General features: G+C 58.8%; 15 protein-coding genes. 2 read left to right on the top strand and 13 right to left on the bottom strand.

Going from position 1 to position 19,158, the window contains the following annotated elements; all coding sequences use genetic code 11:
- Window positions 1-12 precede the first annotated feature (12 nt).
- The 13 genes from wbpA to mtnA all read right to left on the bottom strand — a co-directional run bounded on the left by wbpA (window position 13) and on the right by mtnA (window position 16,960).
- The gene (wbpA, locus tag Q7F16_RS25595) at window positions 13-1,326 is read right to left on the bottom strand and encodes a UDP-N-acetyl-D-glucosamine 6-dehydrogenase (RefSeq protein WP_409556516.1); all 1,314 of its coding nucleotides are present in this window, start codon (window positions 1,324-1,326) and stop codon (window positions 13-15) included.
- A 654-nt stretch (window positions 1,327-1,980) separates the two neighbouring features.
- A complete protein-coding gene (locus Q7F16_RS25590; protein ID WP_409556515.1) occupies window positions 1,981-3,036 on the bottom strand; it encodes an LPS O-antigen chain length determinant protein WzzB in 1,056 nt (351 codons plus the stop codon).
- A 176-nt stretch (window positions 3,037-3,212) separates the two neighbouring features.
- Window positions 3,213-3,437 (bottom strand): lipopolysaccharide assembly protein LapA domain-containing protein, encoded by a 225-nt coding sequence (locus Q7F16_RS25585; protein WP_041475801.1) that lies wholly within the window; start codon window positions 3,435-3,437, stop codon window positions 3,213-3,215.
- A 26-nt stretch (window positions 3,438-3,463) separates the two neighbouring features.
- Complete coding sequence (gene ihfB, locus Q7F16_RS25580; RefSeq protein ID WP_003199243.1) at window positions 3,464-3,760, bottom strand: integration host factor subunit beta; 297 nt, start codon at window positions 3,758-3,760, stop codon at window positions 3,464-3,466.
- A 142-nt stretch (window positions 3,761-3,902) separates the two neighbouring features.
- Window positions 3,903-4,181 carry a hypothetical protein gene (locus Q7F16_RS25575; RefSeq protein ID WP_409556514.1) on the bottom strand — a complete coding sequence of 93 codons (279 nt, stop codon included), beginning with the start codon at window positions 4,179-4,181 and terminating at the stop codon, window positions 3,903-3,905.
- Between the two features lie 276 nt (window positions 4,182-4,457).
- Window positions 4,458-6,146: a 30S ribosomal protein S1 gene (gene rpsA, locus Q7F16_RS25570; RefSeq protein ID WP_057448474.1), complete on the bottom strand. Its 1,689-nt coding sequence runs from the start codon at window positions 6,144-6,146 to the stop codon at window positions 4,458-4,460.
- A gap of 120 nt (window positions 6,147-6,266) precedes the next feature.
- On the bottom strand, window positions 6,267-6,956 hold the full coding sequence (gene cmk / locus Q7F16_RS25565; RefSeq protein ID WP_014337227.1) for a (d)CMP kinase: 690 nt from the start codon (window positions 6,954-6,956) through the stop codon (window positions 6,267-6,269).
- Window positions 6,953-9,160, bottom strand: a complete 2,208-nt coding sequence (locus Q7F16_RS25560; RefSeq protein WP_409556544.1) for a bifunctional prephenate dehydrogenase/3-phosphoshikimate 1-carboxyvinyltransferase — start codon at window positions 9,158-9,160, stop codon at window positions 6,953-6,955. The genes cmk and Q7F16_RS25560 overlap by 4 nt, the downstream gene beginning before the upstream one ends.
- A 28-nt stretch (window positions 9,161-9,188) precedes the next feature.
- A complete protein-coding gene (gene hisC / locus Q7F16_RS25555) occupies window positions 9,189-10,301 on the bottom strand; it encodes a histidinol-phosphate transaminase (protein ID WP_409556513.1) in 1,113 nt (370 codons plus the stop codon).
- Between the two features lie 13 nt (window positions 10,302-10,314).
- On the bottom strand, window positions 10,315-11,409 hold the full coding sequence (gene pheA / locus Q7F16_RS25550; protein ID WP_014337224.1) for a prephenate dehydratase: 1,095 nt from the start codon (window positions 11,407-11,409) through the stop codon (window positions 10,315-10,317).
- Window positions 11,409-12,494: a 3-phosphoserine/phosphohydroxythreonine transaminase gene (gene serC, locus Q7F16_RS25545; protein WP_046063021.1), complete on the bottom strand. Its 1,086-nt coding sequence runs from the start codon at window positions 12,492-12,494 to the stop codon at window positions 11,409-11,411. The genes pheA and serC overlap by 1 nt, the downstream gene beginning before the upstream one ends.
- A gap of 289 nt (window positions 12,495-12,783) precedes the next feature.
- Entirely contained in the window at window positions 12,784-15,453 is a 2,670-nt protein-coding gene (gyrA, locus tag Q7F16_RS25540) for a DNA gyrase subunit A (RefSeq protein WP_018602945.1), read from the bottom strand.
- A gap of 430 nt (window positions 15,454-15,883) precedes the next feature.
- Window positions 15,884-16,960 carry an S-methyl-5-thioribose-1-phosphate isomerase gene (mtnA, locus tag Q7F16_RS25535; RefSeq protein ID WP_409556512.1) on the bottom strand — a complete coding sequence of 359 codons (1,077 nt, stop codon included), beginning with the start codon at window positions 16,958-16,960 and terminating at the stop codon, window positions 15,884-15,886.
- A gap of 106 nt (window positions 16,961-17,066) precedes the next feature.
- On the opposite strand from mtnA, the gene Q7F16_RS25530 reads away from it, so the two are divergent.
- Both Q7F16_RS25530 and ubiG read left to right on the top strand, forming a co-directional pair.
- Entirely contained in the window at window positions 17,067-18,398 is a 1,332-nt protein-coding gene (locus Q7F16_RS25530) for a TRZ/ATZ family hydrolase (RefSeq protein ID WP_046063019.1), read from the top strand.
- Between the two features lie 61 nt (window positions 18,399-18,459).
- Entirely contained in the window at window positions 18,460-19,158 is a 699-nt protein-coding gene (gene ubiG / locus Q7F16_RS25525; protein WP_014337219.1) for a bifunctional 2-polyprenyl-6-hydroxyphenol methylase/3-demethylubiquinol 3-O-methyltransferase UbiG, read from the top strand.

Below are 19,158 nucleotides of genomic sequence, written 5' to 3'. Positions count from 1 at the left end.
ACTCTCCTGTCATCAAGCTTTGATAATATTCGATTGAGGGGCGCGATATTTACCACGACTATCGATGATCAGTTGAGCATGTTGACTGATAAGCTCATAGTCGAACCTATCGTGGTCTGTGGCCAGGATAACAGCATCATAAGCCTTTAGGACTTCAGCGGTCAGAGGCTCACTGGAAAGGTCAAAGTGGTGCTCACGCATCTTCGGAAACTTCAGGACGTGGGGGTCGGAATATCCTACGACGCCTCCTTTGGCCTCGATCAACTCCATGATTTCAACCGAAGGCGACTCACGCATATCATCTACGTTCTTCTTGTAGGCGATACCAAGCACCAGAACTTTGCTGCCTTTCAAAGGCTTGCCGCGATCATTCAGGCCGTCCATCAGCTTGCTCAGAACGTACTCTGGCATAGCCTGGTTGACTTCACCCGAAAGCTCGATAAACCGTGTATGCAAACCATACTCACGGGCTTTCCAAGTCAGATAGAACGGGTCGATTGGAATGCAGTGACCACCAAGACCGGGGCCCGGATAGTAGGCAGTAAAGCCGAAGGGCTTGGTTGCAGCGGCGTCGACCACTTCGAAAATATCAATGCCCATGCGGTCTGCGACCACTTTCATTTCATTCACCAAACCGATATTGACCGCACGGTGGATATTTTCCAACAGTTTGGTCATTTCAGCAGCTTTGGTAGAACTAACCTGTACCACTTGATCGATCGCATGCTCATAGAGAGCGACACCGACCTCAAGGCACTCCGGCGTATGCCCGCCGATTACTTTTGGAATGGTACGGGTCTCAAAGTTCGGATTGCCCGGATCTTCGCGCTCAGGAGAGTAGACCAGGAAAATGTTCTCACCCACACGCAATCCTTTCTCCTGGACACGCGGCAGCAGCTCTTCTTCTGTGGTGCCCGGGTAAGTCGTACTTTCAAGAGAAACGATCTGGCCCGCCCTTAGATAGGGCTTTATCGCATCAGTAGTGTTTATCACGAAGCTCATATCGGGTTCGCGATACTTATTCAACGGTGTTGGTACACAGAGAATCAGCGCATCACATTCCGGCACACGCGTAAAATCGGTAGTGGCTTCAAACCCACTCCGGCAAGCGGCTTCGATTTTTTCGCCAGGAATGTGCTCAATGTAGCTTTTGCCTGAGTTTAGCAGTTCAACTTTTGAACTATCGATATCGAGACCAATGACTTTGAACCCAATCGCATTATAACGCAGCATCAAAGGCAGGCCGACGTACCCAAGACCGACGATACCGATGACGGCCTCTTTTGCTTTAAATTTGGCGACGCTCGCCTGCTTTATGCTCGACATCCAACTCTCCATTTAACTTGTCAAAATCATCTAATTCATCAGAGCTATGGATCAGGCCTAAATCTGCCTGCCCCTACCATTGCATAACAGGTAAACCTCCGTCTCAGCCCGCCAGACGGATGCTGGACGCTTTCACCTCAGCTCTTGCTGAAAACTCATTATAGGGCCGCACCTGCGGCACCTACCGCCGGCTCTCCAGATGTCTCACCATGGGCTGATTGCAATACACGACAGGCCTGTTGCTACCGGCTTCCGAGCGGCACGCTCATCCCGCACCACCACAAACCGCCATTATGCCTGTTGTGTAGCGAAATGGCTTTCCTGGATTGCACTTTACTGAGTTCTGGTTAGCTTTGAGGGGCTTGCTTCAGTTAGCCGGCTTGATTTTTGACATCATTATGACATCCAATCACTGTGACCGACCCCGCTGGCGTACCTCATGACGACAACAGACGAGGTTTCGCCGCTTATCCAAACCACGCGCCCATGGCAACTCCAACCCAACTTAAACCAGCACCCATTTCTAATTTATTCAACCCCATAAAAAACCCATCTTTACGAAGAGGATCCTCATAAAAACGGGCTTAAAAACAATTACTCGGAGCTCTCTCTAAGGAGCCACGAAAATACTTTGGAATAGAGAAACTGATCATCTCAACTCTGCAGTTGCTGCTCCTTACTCCGAATAACCGCAAATCGAATTAACGCTATGAAACCACCCAACACCGCGCCAGCAATAATGCCCAGCAGCAATATCAAAGCCTTTCTTGGTTTAATCGGGCTTTGCGGCACCTCGACGCTACCGTCTTGCCGATAAACCGAAATGCTTTCTGGATCAATATTCAACTTACGATAAAAACTGTATCGCATCTGGAGCGTACGCAAATCCGATATGAAAGCGTCGTCAGAAGCTCTCGACTCCAGCGCTTTCACTTCCGCAGCCAAGGCTTTGCTGCCTCGCTGGTAATCCATTTTATTGCCAGTTTCTACCGTTATATCAACGGCCGCCGTAGAGTTTATACTCGGGCTGGTGAGACCAATTGCTTCGGCGATCTTCAATGCTTCGCGCAATTGCTGGATCCGATCCTCACGTATTCGCTGTGCAGTCTCGCGCAAACTGACAATACGCTGTTCCAGATTACGTGCCCTTACTGCAGCCTCAGCCGTAACGTTCTTGATCAGCTCTGACTCAGCCGCTTCACTGGCACGCGCCACATAAGCCTTCGCCCAATCCGTAGCTCGAACGGGATCCTGACCCTGGACCGTCACCGAATAGCGGTCTGGCGTATCTTTACCAGCCCCCTTTATCACCAGCTCTCGAGAGAAGCGCTCATACAAGCGGTCAAGTGCACCCTTTCGCTCGGACTCATCAAGCGAAGGAAGATAAACCTCATTGAAAAATGTTTGACGAAGAGACTCACCCTGTAGGTTTCGGGTAAATACGTCGTAGACATGCTTGATGGAATAAGGATCCAGCTCAGTGCTTTTCCCTCGACCATAGTTCAACTCAGCAATACCGTTCTGAGTAGGTGGCATGATAAAAAGCTGGGCTTGATAGACCGGTTTACTGAGGTACGCATAAGCAGCTGCACCCACGGCAACCAACAAGGTGACCGCAAGGATCAACCACTTTTGCCCCCAGAGCCCGCGTGCAAGCGCAATCAGATCGATCTCATTGGCGCCTGGGGTTTCAATACGATTATTTTGCATAGGTGATCCCGACTCCCTTTTTTGGCATTGCGTCTACAGACACATCGAACTCACTAAAAGGCAAGACGGGCACAGCGACAAACCGAATCAAGTTAAATTTGAACAAAACGCACCCAAAGTCAGAAAAAATTGTTGGCCGTGATCCTTACACCAAGACTACTGGGCTCACATATCCATTATTTTGGCCGTCTGCGCATTCCCAGGAACCACGCAAGCGACGGCCCGACTATCATACCAGCGAGAAGCGCCAGGATCACGAAAACCGAGACAGGAAGCTGCGGAGCCGACCAACCTAGAAACAGGAGTGCAACCGGCTGGTTATTTTCAAGCACGAACAACACGATAGCTGAGGCCACGAGCAGCGCAAGTACGACAAGGGCCAAGCGTTTAAAGTTCCGCATGAGAACTCCTTTGTTTTTGGGCTCCGTCAGAGCTCATCCCCCTCCTCCTCATTCACGCGATCCCTAAGCTCTTTGCCCGGTTTGAAATGAGGGACGAACTTTCCATCAAGACTGACGGACTGGCCAGTCTTCGGATTACGACCTACCCGCGGGGCACGGTAATGCAGGGAAAAGCTGCCGAAGCCACGGATTTCAATACGATCCCCAGTCGCCAGGCATTGGGACATTTGTTCAAGCATGGTCTTGATGGCCAGCTCCACATCCTTGGATGAGAGCAGCCCTTGATGGGTGACAATTCGTTCGATCAACTCCGACTTCGTCATATTTTTCCCTTCTTTTTCAAGCAGCTAGGAAAATCGCTTGAAAAGGTTTTAGCATGGTCGGAGGGATTTGAACAGCCCAAGTATTGACATTCTTCTTGCTCCCTTGTCGCCTCTTTCCATGCAGGCCGGGAGATTTCTCAAGCTATCGGCAAATGACCAACATTGTGCGCGTCAGATAGCCAGCCGGATTAAAACCAAAGAGGTATTGATCGTTATCCTTCGCGTCATCGGATCGGGTAATGACTTTGTAGCCAGCGCCCTTGCACTCTCTTGCGGCTCGCTTATGGCACTTCTCCCAGCCAGAGCCCAACCCAGAGCAGTCGACCTCGATACCGCTGACACCACGCACTGCGTGGGTCTTGGCGCTCGTAGTGCAAGCTGGCAATGCCAATATTGCGAATATCAGGATGAGTCTGTTCATTCATCTCCTTAAATACCCATCACTCGGCTGGGTGGTGCCTGATCTGGCACTATCGCGAGCAGGCTCGCTCCCACATTGCTCAGGGGGAACCATGACATCTGCAATCCAGCCTTAATAGATGATTGATCCGCTTAAAGAAAGAGACAGCTGGGCTGCAGGATTGGTCTCACAGCGAGACCAGACAGCACACCTGGAACGAGTAAAGTCTGGTTTCCCCGAATCGCGCCCACAAAAAAGGGCGACCGAAGTCGCCCTTTTTCTATGGTCTGACAGAACTTAGTTCTGTTTTTCCATCTGTGCACGCAGCAGGTCGCCCAGAGTGGTAGGACCAGGAGCATCAGTAGCTGGCTTCTCGCGCAGGCTCTGGATTGCTTCTTTCTCTTCAGCATCGTCTTTCGACTTGATGGAGAGCTGGATTACGCGGCTCTTGCGGTCAACGCTGATGATCTTGGCTTCTACTTCTTCGCCTTCTTTCAGAACGTTGCGCGCGTCTTCAACGCGGTCACGGCTGATTTCGGAGGCTTTCAGAGTCGCTTCGATATCGTCGGCCAAGGTGATGATGGCGCCTTTGGCGTCAACTTCTTTCACGATGCCCTTAACGATTGCGCCTTTGTCGTTCTCTTGAACGTACTCGGAGAACGGATCGCTTTCCAGTTGCTTGATACCCAGGGAGATGCGCTCGCGCTCTGGGTCAACCGACAGGATAACGGTGTCCAGCTCGTCGCCCTTCTTGAAACGACGTACGGCTTCTTCGCCCACTTCGTTCCAGGAGATGTCGGACAGGTGAACCAGGCCGTCGATGCCGCCGTCCAGACCAATGAAGATACCGAAATCGGTGATCGACTTGATGGTGCCGGAGATTTTATCGCCCTTGTTGAACTGGCCAGAGAAGTCTTCCCATGGGTTGGACTTGCACTGCTTGATGCCGAGGGAGATACGACGACGCTCTTCGTCGATGTCCAGAACCATGACTTCCACTTCGTCGCCGACTTGTACGACTTTCGAAGGGTGGATGTTCTTGTTGGTCCAGTCCATTTCGGAAACGTGTACCAGGCCTTCAACGCCTTCTTCCAGCTCAGCGAAGCAGCCGTAGTCGGTGAGGTTGGTAACACGAGCGGTGACGCGGGTGCTTTCTGGGTAACGGGCTTTGATAGCGACCCACGGATCTTCACCCAGTTGCTTGAGGCCCAGGGAAACACGATTGCGCTCGCGATCGTACTTCAGAACCTTGACATCGATCTCGTCGCCAACGTTGACGATTTCCGAAGGATGCTTGATACGTTTCCAGGCCATGTCGGTGATGTGCAGCAGGCCATCGACGCCACCCAGATCGACGAATGCGCCGTAATCGGTGAGGTTTTTGACAATACCCTTGACCTGCTGGCCTTCCTGCAGCGATTCCAGCAGAGCTTCACGCTCGGCGGAGTTCTCGGCTTCCAGGACACTGCGACGGGAAACGACAACGTTGTTGCGCTTCTGGTCCAGCTTGATGACCTTGAATTCCAGCTCTTTGCCTTCCAGGTGCGTGGTATCGCGCACTGGACGGACGTCAACCAGGGAACCTGGCAGGAACGCACGGATGCCGTTAACGTCGACAGTGAAGCCGCCTTTAACCTTACCGTTGATAACGCCCTTGACCACTTCCTCAGCTGCGAAAGCCGCTTCCAGAACGATCCAGCATTCAGCGCGCTTGGCTTTTTCACGGGACAGCTTGGTTTCACCAAAGCCATCTTCAACCGAATCCAGCGCAACGTGAACTTCGTCACCGACGTTGATATTCAGTTCGCCAGCGTCGTTGTAGAACTGCTCAAGCGGGATGAGTGCTTCAGACTTCAGACCAGCGTGAACGGTTACCCAGCGAGCCTGGTAATCGATATCAACGATAACACCGGTGATGATGGAGCCTGCCTGAAGGTTCAGGGTTTTCAGGCTTTCTTCAAAGAGTTCCGCAAAGCTTTCGCTCATTTTAATTCCTGTTGATTAGGGCGAAGAATACGCCCGCCTCCACATCCCAGACGATGTGGGTTAGTTTCATATAAAAGAAGCATCGCAGGACTATGACTGGTCCCCTGCGAAGCTTCCTGGTCACCCGGCGATATCGCGAATGGCGATCTCACTCATGATGCGTTGCAGCACCTGGTCGATGGACAACTCCGTGGAATCCAGCTGTATCGCGTCGGCCGCCGGCTTGAGCGGGGCTACTGCGCGCTGGGTGTCACGCTCATCGCGTGCACGGATCTCATCTAGCAGACTCGACAGACTAACATCCTCGCCTTTGCCCTTCAACTGCAAATATCGGCGACGCGCCCTCTCCTCCGCACTGGCGGTGAGGAAAATCTTCAACGGTGCATCGGGGAAAACCACCGTGCCCATGTCCCGACCGTCCGCCACCAGCCCCGGCGGCTCCTGGAAGGCGCGCTGGCGCTGCAGCAAGGCTTCGCGCACCGCCGGCAGCGCGGCGACCTGGGAGGCCCCGGCACCCACGCTTTCGGTACGAATGACGTCGCTGACCTCATCGCCTTCCAGAATAATGCGCTGAAGCTGACCGTCGGTCGCCGCAATGAATTGCACATCCAGATGAGCGGCCAGTGCCTTGAGCAGTTCTTCGTTGGTCAGGTCGACGCCGTGGTTCGCGGCGGCGAAGGCCAGCAGACGGTACAACGCACCCGAATCAAGCAGGTTCCAGCCCAATTGCCTGGCCAGGATCCCGGCGACGGTGCCCTTGCCCGAACCGCTTGGGCCATCGATGGTGATGACCGGTGCTTTGATGTTCACGACTGTGCCTCTTGTGCCACTCGGATACCGACCTGTGCGCACAGCGCCAGGAAGTTCGGGAACGACGTCGCGACGTTGGCGCAATCATGGATGCGAATCGGCGCGCTGGCGCGCAAAGACGCCACACTGAAGGCCATGGCGATACGATGGTCACCGTGACCATGGACTTCGCCGCCGCCGATCTGGCCGCCGTCGATGATGATGCCGTCCGGCGTTGGCTGGCACTTGACGCCAAGGGCGAGCAAGCCATCTGCCATCACCTGGATGCGATCCGATTCCTTGACCCGCAGTTCTTCGGCGCCCGTCAACACGGTACGCCCTTCTGCACAGGCGGCCGCCACGAACAGCACCGGGAACTCGTCGATGGCCAGCGGAACCAGCGCCTCCGGAATCTCGATACCCTTGAGTTTAGCTGCTCGTACGCGCAGGTCCGCCACGGGTTCGCCGCCGACTTCACGCTGGTTTTCCAGGGTGATGTCAGCGCCCATCAAGCGCAGGATGTCGATCACGCCGGTACGGGTCGGGTTGATGCCAACGTGTTCGAGCACCAGGTCGGAACCTTCGGCGATCGAGGCGGCCACCAGGAAGAATGCCGACGACGAGATGTCGCCCGGCACTTCGATGTGGGTAGCGGTCAGCTTGCTACCAGACTCAACGGACGCCGTGGCACCGTCGACCGTGACCGGGTAGCCGAAGCCGCGCAGCATGCGCTCGGTATGGTCACGGGTTGGGGCCGGTTCGGTGACGGTGGTCTTGCCTTCGGCGTAGAGACCCGCCAGCAGCAGGCAGGATTTCACCTGGGCGCTGGCCATCGGCATGGTGTAGGTCAGGCCCTTGAGCTTGTTGCCACCGCGGATGATCATCGGCGGACGACCGTCGGCAGCCGTCTCGATGACCGCGCCCATTTCCCGCAACGGGTTGGCGACACGATTCATCGGGCGCTTGGACAACGAGGCGTCACCGGTCAGGGTGCTGTCGAAGTCCTGCGCGGCCAGCAGGCCGGACAACAGGCGCATCGAGGTCCCGGAGTTACCCAGGTAGATCGGCCCCGGGGCAGGCTTGAGGCCATGCAGGCCGACACCATGGATAGTCACGCGACCGTGGTGCGGACCTTCGATGACCACCCCCATGTCGCGAAACGCTTGCAGCGTCGCCAGGGCGTCTTCGCCCTCGAGGAAGCCTTCCACCTCGGTCACGCCGTCGGCCAGGGAGCCGAGCATGATCGAACGGTGGGAAATCGATTTATCGCCCGGTACACGAATACGCCCGCTCAGGGAGCCACCAGGTTGTGCCAGGAAAATCAGATCGTTGGAGTTCATAGCGTCCACATAGGCCCGACGGGCCAGGATTTTACTGAAATGCTCGCGGGCCACCCTGGCGCGTGTGAAAACGCCCAGCAATTGGTGCCCGTCCCCTGCATCGACCGCGTCGCGCAAGGCGTCGAGATCGCTGCGAAATGTATCGAGTGTGCGCAAGACAGCTTCGCGGTTGGCGAGGAAGATGTCGTGCCACATGACCGGGTCGCTTCCAGCGATTCTCGTGAAATCGCGGAAACCGCCGGCAGCGTAACGGAAGATCTCAAGATTTTCATTGCGTTTGGCCAACGAATCCACCAGGCCGAACGCCAACAGGTGCGGCAAGTGGCTGGTGGCAGCCAACACTTCATCGTGACGCTCGACCTGCATGTGCTCGACATCGGCGCCCAGTTCGCGCCACAAACGATCAACCACTGCCAACGCGGCTGAATCCGTCTGCTCCAGCGGCGTGAGGATCACTTTGTGGCGACGAAACAGCTCGGCATTGGAGGCTTCCACCCCACTCTGCTCGGAACCGGCAATCGGATGGCCGGGCACGAAGCGCTCCGGCATCCCACCGAAGGCCTCGGTGGCCGCACGTACGACGTTGCCCTTGGCACTGCCGACGTCGGTCAGGATCGCTTGCCCCAGGTTCATGGTCGCCAGACGCGCCAGCAGTTTTTCCATGGCCAGGATCGGCACCGCCAGTTGGATCACGTCCGCGCCCTGGCAAGCGATCGCCAAGTCATCCTCGCAGCGATCGACCACCCCCAACTCCACGGCCAGCTTTCGCGACTGCGGATCCAGGTCGACACCGACCACCTCGCGGCAAAGGCCGCTTTCACGCAAGCCCTTGGCAAACGAACCGCCGATCAACCCCAGACCGACCACCACCAGGCGACCGATCATAGGGGCAGCAGGTTGCAGCGAAGTGACATCAACCACGAGCCAGAACCTTGCTCAACGCCTCGAGGAAGCGGCTGTTTTCCGCTGGCAGGCCGATGGTGATACGCAGGTGATTCGGCATGCCGTAATTGGCCACCGGACGCACGATCACACCTTCGCGCAACAACCCCTGATACACCGGCGCGGCGACACGGCCCAGGTCGACGCAGATGAAGTTGCCTTTGGATGGAATCCAGCTCAGACCCAGCTCCCGGAACCCCACTTCCAACTGCTGCATGCCGGCCGCGTTAAGGCGACGGCTTTCAGCCAGGTAGGCCTCATCCTGCAATGCAGCACAGGCGGCAGCCAGGGCGAAGCTGTTGACGTTGAACGGCTGGCGCACGCGGTTCAGCACATCGGCCACCACCGCGGAGGACAAGCCGTAGCCGACCCGCAGCGAAGCCAGGCCATAAGCTTTGGAGAACGTGCGTGAAACCAGCAGGTTCGGATAAGCCGCGAGGAAATCCAGGCCATCGGGCAAATCGCTGCCTTCGGCGTATTCGATGTAGGCCTCGTCCAACACCACCAGCACGTGCGCGGGCACGTCTTGCAGGAAGTCGTCCAGGGCCTGGGCGTCGAACCAGGTGCCAGTCGGGTTGTTCGGGTTGGCGATGAAGACCACGCGGGTGTTGGCATCGATGGCAGCCAGCATGGCCGGTAGATCGTGCCCCCAGTTCTTGGCCGGAACCACATGGGCATCCGCGCCGACGGCCTGGGTCGCGATCGGGTAGACCGCAAACGCGTGCTCGCTGAACACGGCGTTGAGACCTGGTGCCAGGTACGCGCGCGCCACCAACTCAAGAATGTCATTGGAGCCATTGCCCAGCGTCACTTGGTTGAGCTCGACACCACAGCGCTCGGCCAGCAGGCTTTTCAATGCAAACCCATTGCCATCGGGGTAACGGGTCAGCTCGGCCAGTTCGTCGCGGATCGCCGCCAGTGCCTTGGGGCTCGCGCCCAACGGGTTTTCGTTGCTCGCCAACTTGACGATGCTGGCCGGATCCAGGTCCAGCTCGCGGGCCAGTTCGTCCACGGGCTTGCCCGGAACGTAAGGCGAGAGTTGTTGCACGCCTGGCTGAGCCAGAGCGAGGAAGTTGCCACTCATTTGCTATCCGCCCTTAAAGAACTGCCTTGGGGTAGGAACCCAGCACCTTGAGTGCCACTGCTTCCTGACTGATTTTCTCCAGCACACCTTTTACCAGCGGATCGCGGTGGTGGCCGACAAAATCGATGAAGAACACGTAGGTCCATTTACCGCTGCGCGACGGACGGGTCTCGATCCGCGTCAGGTCGATACCGTTGTCGTGGAACGGCACCAGCAGTTCATGGAGCGCGCCGGGCTTGTTGCTCATGGACACGATGATCGACGTCTTGTCGTCGCCGGTCGGCGGTACTTCCTGGCTGCCGATCATCAGGAACCGCGTGGAGTTGTCCGGGCGATCCTCGATTTTCTCGGCCAGGCGAGTCAGCCCGTAGAGGCCGGCCGCCATATCGCCAGCAATCGCCGCCGAGTTCCACTCACCCTTGACCCGCTTGGCCGCTTCGGCGTTGCTCGATACCGCCACGCGCTCGACATTCGGGTAATGGGCGTCCAGCCACTTGCGGCACTGGGCCAACGATTGGGCGTGGGAATAGATCCGGCTGATGCTGTCGGTCTTGGTGTTCTCGCCGACCAGCAGGTGATGGTGGATGCGCAGCTCGACTTCGCCGCAGATCACCATGTCATGCTCGAGGAAGCTGTCCAGCGTGTGGTTGACCGCGCCTTCGGTGGAGTTTTCCACCGGCACCACGCCAAAATTCACCGCACCGGCGGCGACTTCACGGAAGACTTCGTCGATGGCAGCCATCGGTTTGCTGATCACGGCGTGACCGAAGTGCTTCATGGCCGCTGCCTGGGTGAAGGTGCCCTCCGGGCCCAGGTAGGCGATTTTCAGCGGCTGCTCGAGCGCCAGGCACGACGACATGATTTCGCGGAACAAGCGCGCCATCTCTTCGTTGCCCAGCGGCCCCTTGTTGCGCTCCATGACACGCTTGAGCACCTGAGCTTCACGCTCAGGACGATAGAACACCGGCACTTCGCCTTCGGCCAGGGAGGCCATCTTCACCCGGGCAACTTCCTGGGCGCAGCGCGCGCGCTCGCTGATCAGCTCCAGGACCTTTTCGTCCAGGGCATCGATGCGCAGGCGCAGCGCCTTGAGTTCTTGCTCAGACATCAGCCATGTTCCTTCTCGAACTCTGCCATGTAGGCGATCAACGCATTGACGGCGTTGATGTCGACGGCGTTGTAGATGGAGGCACGCATGCCACCGACCGAACGGTGGCCCTTGAGGTTCAGCAGGCCACGCTCGTCGGCACCGGCCAGGAACGGCTTGTCCAGACGGTCGTCGGCCAGGCGGAACGGAACGTTCATCCACGAACGATCGGTCTTGTTGATCGGGTTGCTGTAGAGACCGCTGGCGTCGATGAAGTCATACAGCGTGCGCTGCTTCACTTCGTTGAGCTTGCCAATGGCTTCGACACCGCCCTGCTCTTTCAGCCACTCGAAGACCAGGCCGGACAGGTACCAGGCCAGGGTCGGCGGGGTGTTGTACATCGAGCCGTTGTCAGCCGCGACCTTGTAGTTGAGCATGGTCGGGCACAGGGAACGGGCACGCCCCAGCAAGTCTTCACGGATGATGTTGACCAGGATGCCGCTTGGGCCGATGTTTTTCTGGGCGCCGGCGTAGATCATGCCGAAACGGGAGATATCCACAGGGCGCGAAAGAATGTCCGAGGACATGTCGGCCACCAATGGCACGTCGCCAGTTTCCGGGATCCAGTTGAATTCCAGGCCGCCGATGGTTTCGTTCGGCGCGTAGTGAACGTAGGCCGCGTCCTTGGACAGGTTCCATTCGTTCTGGCCGGGGATCGCGAAATAGTCGTAGGGCTTGGCGGTGGCAGCCACGTTGACGTGACCGTAGCGCGAAGCTTCTTCGATGGCTTTCTGCGACCAGATACCGGTATCGATGTAGTCGGCCTTGCCACTTTCCGGCAGCAGGTTCAACGGGATCTGGGCGAACTGCTGGCTCGCGCCGCCCTGCAGGAACAGCACCTTGTAATTGGACGGGATGCTCAGCAGATCACGCAGGTCCTGCTCGGCCTTGGTGGCAATGGATACGAACTCATCGCTGCGATGGCTCATTTCCATGACCGACAGGCCCTTGCCGTGCCAGTCGAGAAGTTCACCCTGGGCACGCTTCAGGACCGCCTCAGGAAGCGCCGCCGGGCCGGCACAGAAGTTATAGGCTCTCTTGCTCACATCCAATCTCGCTCTGATCTGGGGGTTCACGCAATTAATACGGTATCAGGTGGTGCGCATTGTGGACCTAGGGCGGGAGAGCAAAGGTGTGGGAGCAAGGCTTGCCCGCGATAGCAGACTGTCATCCAACATTGATGTTGACTGGTCTACCGTCATCGCGGGCAAGCCTTGCTCCCACAAGCCTTGCTCCCACACAAGCCTTGCTCTCACAAAGCTGCAATTTGATACGAAATTTCAAACGAGACAAACAACAAGGGGGCGAATCTTCATCCGCCCCCCGCGTGTCCGCTTAGTCCTGCGGTTCTTCTTCGTCTGCGGCAGCGTCGAGCGGTTGGTCGCCGGTCACGTCGTCGACATCGGCACCCAGGGTGCCGTCGAATGCCGTGCCTTCACCTTCCTCTCCTTCCAGCTCCTCGCCTTCGACTTCCGATGGCTCCTGCACTCGCTCAAGCCCTACCAGCGTTTCGTCGCTGGCCAGCTTGATCAGCGTCACGCCCTGGGTGTTACGGCCCAGGCTCGACACTTCGGCGACTCGCGTACGCACCAGGGTGCCCTGGTCGGAGATCAACATGATCTCCTCGCCATCGAGCACCTGGACAGCGCCGACCAGACGACCGTTACGGTCGTTGCTGACCATGGCGATCACACCCTGGCCGCCACGCTTGTACTCAGGGAACTCGCTGATGGCCGTGCGCTTGCCATAACCACGCGCCGAAGCGGTGAGGATCTGACTGCCTTCTTCGGGGATCAGCATGGAAATCAGCTTCTGGCCTTCCGGCAGGCGCATGCCGCGCACACCACGGGCGGTACGGCCCATGGCACGCACGTCGGATTCCTTGAAGCGAGTGACCTTGCCACCGTCGGAGAACAGCATGACCTCACGCTCGCCGTCGGTAATAGCGGCGGAAATCAGCACGTCGCCTTCGTCCAGCTCCAGGGCGATCAGGCCGACGCTGCGCTGGCGGCTGAAGGATTCCAGCGGGGTCTTCTTAACGGTGCCGTTGGCGGTAGCCATGAAGATGTAGTGACCTTCGGTGTATTCCTCCACCGGCAGCATGGTGGTGATGTATTCACCATCGTCCAGCGGCAACAGGTTGACCAGCGGACGACCACGTGCGGCACGGGACGCTTCCGGGATCTCGTAGGTCTTGAGCCAGTACACCTTGCCTTTGCTGGAGAACAGCAGCAGCGTGGTGTGGCTGTTGGCGACCAGCAGGTGAGCGATGTAGTCCTCGTCCTTGACGCCGGTCGCCGACTTGCCTTTGCCGCCGCGACGCTGGGCCTGGTAGGCGGCCAGCGGCTGGGTCTTGGCGTAGCCACCGTGGGAAATGGTCACCACGCGCTCTTCTTCCGGGATCATGTCACCCAGGGTCAGGTCCAGGCGCGCATCGAGGATCTCGGTGCGGCGCACGTCGCCGTATTCGGCGCGGATCACTTCCAGCTCTTCGCGGATCACTTCCATCAGGCGCGTGGCGCTGTTGAGGATGCGGATCAGCTCGCCGATCTGGTTGAGGATCTCCTGGTACTCGGCCAGCAGCTTCTCGTGCTCCAGGCCGGTCAGGCGGTGCAGGCGCAGTTCCAGGATGGCTTGCGCCTGTTCCGGGGACAGGAAGTACTTGCCTTCGCGCAGGCCGTATTGCGGGTCGAGGTTCTCCGGGCGGCACGAGTCGGCGCCAGCGCGCTCGACCATTGCCACCACCGCGGAGGACTCCCAAGGGGTGCTGATCAGCGCTTCCTTGGCTTCCGACGGCGTTGGCGAAGCCTTGATCAAGGCGATCACCGGGTCGATGTTCGACAGGGCAACGGCCTGGCCTTCAAGGATGTGACCACGCTCGCGAGCCTTGCGCAGTTCGAACACGGTACGGCGGGTGACCACTTCGCGACGGTGACGTACGAAGGCTTCCAGCAGGTCCTTGAGGTTCAGGATCCGCGGACGGCCGTCGATCAGCGCGACGATGTTGATGCCGAACACGCTTTGCAGTTGGGTCTGGGCGTAGAGGTTGTTGAGGATCACCTCAGGCACTTCGCCACGACGCAACTCGATCACGACGCGCATGCCGTCCTTGTCGGACTCGTCACGCAGCTCGGTGATGCCTTCGAGTTTCTTCTCTTTCACCAGCTCGGCGATCTTCTCGATCAGGCGAGCCTTGTTCAGCTGGTACGGCAGCTCGGTGATGACGATCTGCTGGCGGCCGCCAACCTTGTCGATGTCTTCGACGGTGGAGCGGGCACGCATGTAAATGCGGCCACGGCCGGTGCGGTAGGCTTCGATGATGCCGGCGCGACCGTTGATGATCGCGGCGGTCGGGAAGTCCGGACCCGGGATGTATTGCATCAGCTCATCGACGGTCAGCTCGGGATTGTCGATGAGGGCCAGGCAACCGTCGATGACTTCACCGAGGTTGTGCGGCGGGATGTTGGTCGCCATGCCCACGGCAATACCGCTGGAGCCGTTGACGAGCAGGTTCGGGATACGGGTCGGCATGACCGCCGGGATCATTTCGGTGCCGTCGTAGTTCGGCACCCAGTCCACGGTTTCCTTGTGCAGGTCGGCCAGCAGTTCGTGGGCCAGCTTGGTCATGCGCACTTCGGTGTATCGCATGGCCGCGGCGTTGTCGCCGTCCACGGAACCGAAGTTGCCCTGGCCGTCTACCAGCAGGTAGCGCAAGGAGAATGGCTGGGCCATACGAACGATGGTGTCGTACACGGCAGTGTCGCCGTGGGGGTGATACTTACCGATCACGTCGCCGACGACACGGGCAGATTTCTTGTACGGCTTGTTGAAGTCGTTGCCCAACTCGCTCATCGCGAACAACACGCGCCGGTGCACGGGCTTCAAGCCATCGCGCGCATCCGGCAGCGCCCGCCCGACAATTACGCTCATCGCGTAGTCGAGGTAGGACTGTTTCAGCTCGTCTTCGATATTGACCGGGAGGATTTCTTTGGCCAGTTCGCCCATGAGAAGCCTGATTCCTTTTTCTGGTGAAACCTCGTCACATCCAGATGGGACGAACGAAGCTCGCCGCTGCAGAACAAATGCCGTGCAGCGACTTACGACAAATCAACGAGTTATGCCATGGATCTGCGCAGTAAAGGCCACCTCGCGAGGCAGCCTTGGAAACCGCCGAATGTTATCACAAGAGCCGCCACGCACCTATCCCCCAGACGCGCATGGTGCATAGTTAGTTGACCGGTGACAGGCTGATATGGGATCAGAGGGGCTTAGAAGCGCTGCGGATGGAGATTCAGGGGGAAAATGCAAGGTATTTGTTGCCTTTAAGGGCCTCATCGCGAGCAAGCTCGCTCCCACAGGAGTTTTGTGAACGCCAAAAAATCCAGTGTGGGAGCGAGCTTGCTCGCGATGGCGCCAGATCAAACCCTGAAAATCTTCAATGCAACCGCTTGCGACACATCAACTGCGCCAGCTTGGCGGTGTCCGGGCGCTCGATGATGCCCTTCTCCGTGACGATGACGTCGATCAGGTCCGCCGGGGTGACATCGAATTCCGGGTTGAAGGCGTCCACCTCCGCGCCGAGCCACTTGCCGCCGATTTCCAGCAGTTCGCGCCCGTCGCGCTCCTCGACCGGGATGTCATCACCACTGGCCAGGCTCATGTCGATGGTCGAGCTCGGCGCCACCACCATGAAGCGCACGCCATGGTGCATGGCACAGACCGCCAGTTGATAGGTGCCGATCTTGCTCCCCACGTCGCCATTGGCGGCGATGCAGTCGGCACCGACGACCACCCAGGTCACACCCTTGGTCTTCATGATGTGGGCAGCGGCGGAGTCGGCGTTGAGGGTCACCGGGATGCCTTCGCGGGCCAGCTCCCACGCTGTCAGGCGCGAGCCTTGCAGCCATGGACGGGTTTCGTCGGCATAGACGAGCTCCACCATGCCTTCAATATACGCGCCACGGATGACGCCCAAGGCCGTGCCGAAGCCACCGGTCGCCAGGGCACCCGTGTTGCAATGGGTCAGGATGGCCTGGGCATTGCCCTGGTGTTTGCGGATCAGGTCGACGCCCAGCTGAGCCATGGTCAGGTTGGCTTCGCGGTCACTCTCGTGGATCGCGATCGCTTCAGCCTCAAGCACCGCCAGCGGCTCGGGGTGCTCTTTCAAGCGCCCCAACCGGTCGCGCATCCGATCCAGCGCCCAGAAGAGGTTTGCCGCCGTCGGCCGAGCCTCGGCCAGCAGGGTAAAATCCGCCTCCAGCGCCGCTTGCCAGTCACCGCCCTCGGCGATCCTGGTCCGCGCTGCCAGCACAACACCATAAGCCGCACCGATGCCGATGATCGGCGCGCCGCGCACTGCCATCGAACCAATGGCCTCGGCCACATCGGCGGCACGGGTGCAGGCGATCCAGCTTTCCTCGAACGGCAGGACACGCTGGTCCAACAGGTACAGGACGCCATCGCGCCAATCGATGGCCTTCACCTTCTCCGCAGCCAATAGTCGATCGCGCATCCTTCACCCCGTACTCATGAACAAAAGCCGCCGATTATAGCGATCCCTCCGCGAAGACGCTCGGGTATACTTCGCCATCCTTTATACCCCATGGAACCGCTCCACGATGCCCAAGCCTGCCGTTGCGCTCGACTTATTATTGCTGCCGACCTGGTTGGTGCCTGTCGAACCCGCCGGTGTAGTGCTCAAGGATCATGGCCTGGGCATTCGCGACGGTTGCATCGTGTTCATCGGCCCACGGGCAGAAGCCCTGAAGTGTAACGCCGCCCAGGTCCGTGAACTGCCCGGCATGCTGCTCTGCCCGGGTCTGATCAACGCCCACGGCCACGCGGCCATGACCCTGTTCCGCGGCCTGGCCGACGACCTGCCCTTGATGACCTGGCTGGAACAGCACATCTGGCCGGCCGAGGCCAAATGGGTCGATGAAGATTTCGTGCGCGATGGCACCGACTTGGCAATCGCCGAGCAGATCAAGGGCGGCATCACCTGCTTCTCCGACATGTATTTCTACCCCAAGATTGCCAGCGAGTGTGTCCACGACAGCGGCATTCGTGCGCAAATCGCGATTCCGATCCTCGACTTCCCGATCCCCGGTGCCGCCAGCGCCGACGAAGCCATTCGTCAGGGCATCGAGTTGTTTGGCGACCTCAAGCACCACCCGCGGATCAAAGTCGCATTCGGCCCGCACGCGCCCTACACCGTGGGCGACGAGAACCTGGAGAAAATCCGCGTGATCGCCGAGGAACTGGACGCGGCCATTCATATGCACGTTCACGAAACCGCCTTCGAAGTGCAGCAGGCTGTGGATAACACCGCTGAGCGGCCGATGGCTCGCCTGGGACGCCTTGGCCTGCTGGGGCCACGCTTTCAAGCCGTGCACATGACTCAAATCAGCGACGAAGACCAGGCCTTGCTGGTAGAAAGCAATTGCAGCGTGATCCACTGCCCGGAATCGAACCTGAAGCTGGCCAGTGGTTTCTGCCCGGTGGAGCGTCTGTGGCAGGCCGGCGTCAATGTCGCCCTCGGCACCGACGGTGCGGCGAGCAACAACGACCTGGACCTGCTCGGCGAAACCCGCACCGCTGCCCTGCTGGCCAAGGCCGTCGCCGGCTCGGCCACGGCCCTGGATGCCCATCGGGCGCTGCGCATGGCCACGCTCAATGGCGCTCGGGCGCTGGGCATCGAGGCGACAGTCGGTTCGCTGGAAGTGGGCAAGGCAGCCGACCTGGTGGCTTTCGATCTGTCGGGCCTGGCCCAGCAGCCGATCTACGACCCGGTGTCACAGCTGATTTATGCCACCGGTCGCGATTGCGTAAAACACCTGTGGGTGGGCGGCAAGCCGTTACTGGAGGATGGCCGACTGACCCGCATGAACGAATCAACACTGATCGCCACGGCCCAGGCCTGGGGTCGCCGCATCAGCGGCCACAACGAATGACCACGCCCCTTGAGCCGCGGCTCGGGGCACCTGATTTTTCAAGCTTTTCGAGGATCTGCACATGAGCAACGTCGACCACGCCGAAATCGCCAAATTCGAAGCCCTGGCCCATCGCTGGTGGGACCGTGAAAGCGAATTCAAACCGCTGCACGACATCAACCCGCTGCGAGTCAACTGGATTGACGAACGGGTCAACCTGGCCGGCAAGAAGGTGCTCGACGTCGGTTGCGGCGGCGGCATCCTCAGCGAAGCCATGGCCCAGCGCGGCGCGACGGTGATGGGCATCGACATGGGCGAAGCGCCGCTGGCGGTTGCACAACTGCATCAACTGGAGTCCGGTGTCAGCGTGGAATACCGGCAGATCACCGCCGAAGGCCTGGCCGAAGAAATGCCTGGCCAATTCGACGTGGTCACCTGCCTGGAAATGCTCGAGCACGTGCCGGACCCATCGTCGGTCATCCGCGCGTGCTTTCGCATGGTCAAACCCGGTGGCCAGGTGTTTTTCTCCACCATCAACCGCAACCCGAAGGCCTACCTGTTCGCCATCGTCGGCGCCGAATACATCATGAAGCTGTTGCCGCGCGGCACTCACGATTTCAAGAAATTCATCCGCCCCTCCGAACTGGGCGCTTGGAGCCGTGCGGCCGGGCTGACCGTCAAGGACATCATTGGCCTGACCTACAACCCGCTGACCAAGCACTACAAGCTGGCCGCCGACGTTGACGTCAACTACATGATCCAAACCCTGCGCGAGGAGTAA

Origin of the sequence: Pseudomonas sp. Lb2C2, from assembly GCF_052112205.1 — a bacterium.
Lineage (GTDB): Bacteria > Pseudomonadota > Gammaproteobacteria > Pseudomonadales > Pseudomonadaceae > Aquipseudomonas > Aquipseudomonas kilonensis.
Note: the sequence above shows the minus strand (reverse complement) of the source record. Positions and strands in the feature narration are given on the sequence as shown.